The organism is Neobacillus sp. C211, from assembly GCF_051842875.1.
Lineage (GTDB): Bacteria > Bacillota > Bacilli > Bacillales > Cytobacillaceae > Neobacillus.
This window is the reverse complement of the sequence record NZ_JBPXRO010000084.1, coordinates 1-1799: the sequence shown is the minus strand read 5'-3', so window position 1 is coordinate 1799 and position 1799 is coordinate 1. Positions and strand designations below refer to the sequence as shown.

Genomic DNA, 1799 nt, shown 5'->3' with positions numbered 1-1799 from the left:
ACTTACTATTATTGTGAAATAATCTACTTAAAGTAACGGGTGCGTAAGTTCAAGAAGTAACCATATATTAAAATCATCTTAAAATAGGAGTATCCATAATGATAGTAAAAATTGAATTTACATATGAAGAAGACACTGAATATATAGAGTGTCCTTCAAAAGTTGGAAGAAATATTCGACAACTTCAAAGGGATTTTGATAGATGGATATATAATAGAAAAAATGATCATCCTTATTGGGTGGTTGCTCATGTTGATGAAGAAGGAAAAATATACTACGGAGTTAGTTTTAATGCAGATGCATTCGTTTATTAGCTAAATAATGTAAGATTTAAGAAAGGTAAACAAGTTGCAAGATTAGTTGAAAAACCACTCAAAATACCGAAAAAGAAAATTAATTTTTAAATTCCTTCTTCAACTAACGGGTGCAAGAGTTAAAGACAGGGATCGCTGCGGCGATCCTTTTTCTGTGTGCCAGGCATGTTCATTAACTAGGCGGTGCAAGTCCGCTATGGGCGTTGGGATATGCGAACCATTAGCCGAAGGCAAGGGTGTCCGTGGTGACGCGGAATCTGAAGGAAGCCCTAGGCAAATCCTCGGTCTGAGGTACACGAATCACATTCGAGGTTTCCGTTTCAGGACGAATTTGCAGAACAAAACAAAGTCCAAAATATCTCCGGATGAAACGGGAATAAATGTGGCGGATATATGAGGAGAAAGTGAATGACCCTGGGAGGTCTCTTAATACCCAATACAGGAACCTACTTAGTGATAAGTAGCTGAATTAAGAGAAGTCAGCCGAAGTCATAGTATCAACCTTACGGTTGAGAAGGACGGAACGAAAGGAGCGACCATGTTAGAGCATTTTACAAAGGAGCTAAGACACAGCCAATCGTATGACTACAAGAGATGGAGATGGACGGAAACCAGCGAATTCTTTTGTAGAGTGGAGTTCCCTTTGTGCAAACTCAAGGACATGGAAACAATATGGAACCAAACAATGAATTAATTATGAGAATCATAAGTCGTGAAAATATGAACCAAGCCTTTCAAAAGGTCAAGAGAAATAAAGGGGCAGCAGGTGTCGATGAGAAAGATATAGAAGCAACCCGCCTTTATTTGAAAGAGCACGGTCAAGAAATAATCCGACTTATACAGGATGGAAAATATAAACCTCAAGCTGTCCGACGGGTAGAAATTCCAAAACCAAACGGTGGAAAACGAAATCTTGGAATCCCTACAGTAACTGACCGAGTTATCCAACAAGCAATTATCCAAATACTAACACCAATGTTTGAGAAACAATTTAGTCCATATAGTTTTGGGTTCAGACCCAATAAAAGTGCACATCAAGCTATTGAGCAAGCAAGATTATACATCGAAGAGGGAAATGAATATGTAGTAGATATGGACTTGGAAAAGTTCTTTGACAAAGTGCAACATGACAAATTAATGTCAATCGTTTCTAAGACTATCACTGACAAACCAACATTAAAACTAATTCGTCGGTACCTACAAGCGGGGGTCATGGAAAATGGGGTTGTGTCTGTAAATAAAGAAGGTACTCCGCATGGAGGTCCACTTAGTCCGCTACTAAGCAATATCATCTTAAATGAACTTGATAAAGAACTGGAAAAACGAGGACATAAATTTGTACGCTATGCCGATGACTGTGTGCCACGAAAACTGGCGAGGTGTGCCTGAAAGGCACAATCAACTAGTTGTGCTGCACTCAAGATGAGAGTAGGCCTCTCGCAATCGCTATACAGGTAGAGGTTGCAAACCACCTTAAGGTGCTTA

1 protein-coding gene and 1 pseudogene are annotated in these 1799 nt (G+C 39.3%); both read left to right on the top strand.

The window, feature by feature from the left end:
- The first annotated feature begins 98 nt into the window (after positions 1-98).
- Complete coding sequence (locus ACSU6B_RS29085; protein ID WP_410889943.1) at positions 99-314, top strand: hypothetical protein; 216 nt, start codon at positions 99-101, stop codon at positions 312-314.
- A 672-nt stretch (positions 315-986) separates the two neighbouring features.
- Positions 987-1673 (top strand): annotated as a pseudogene (gene ltrA / locus ACSU6B_RS29080) (group II intron reverse transcriptase/maturase); the annotation flags it as partial.
- Positions 1674-1799 lie beyond the last annotated feature (126 nt).

Bases quoted from the DNA above. Each gene is read 5' to 3' on its own strand.
- ACSU6B_RS29085 (WP_410889943.1), top strand. From the start codon at position 99: ATGATAGTAAAAATTGAATTTACATATGAAGAAGACACTGAATATATA.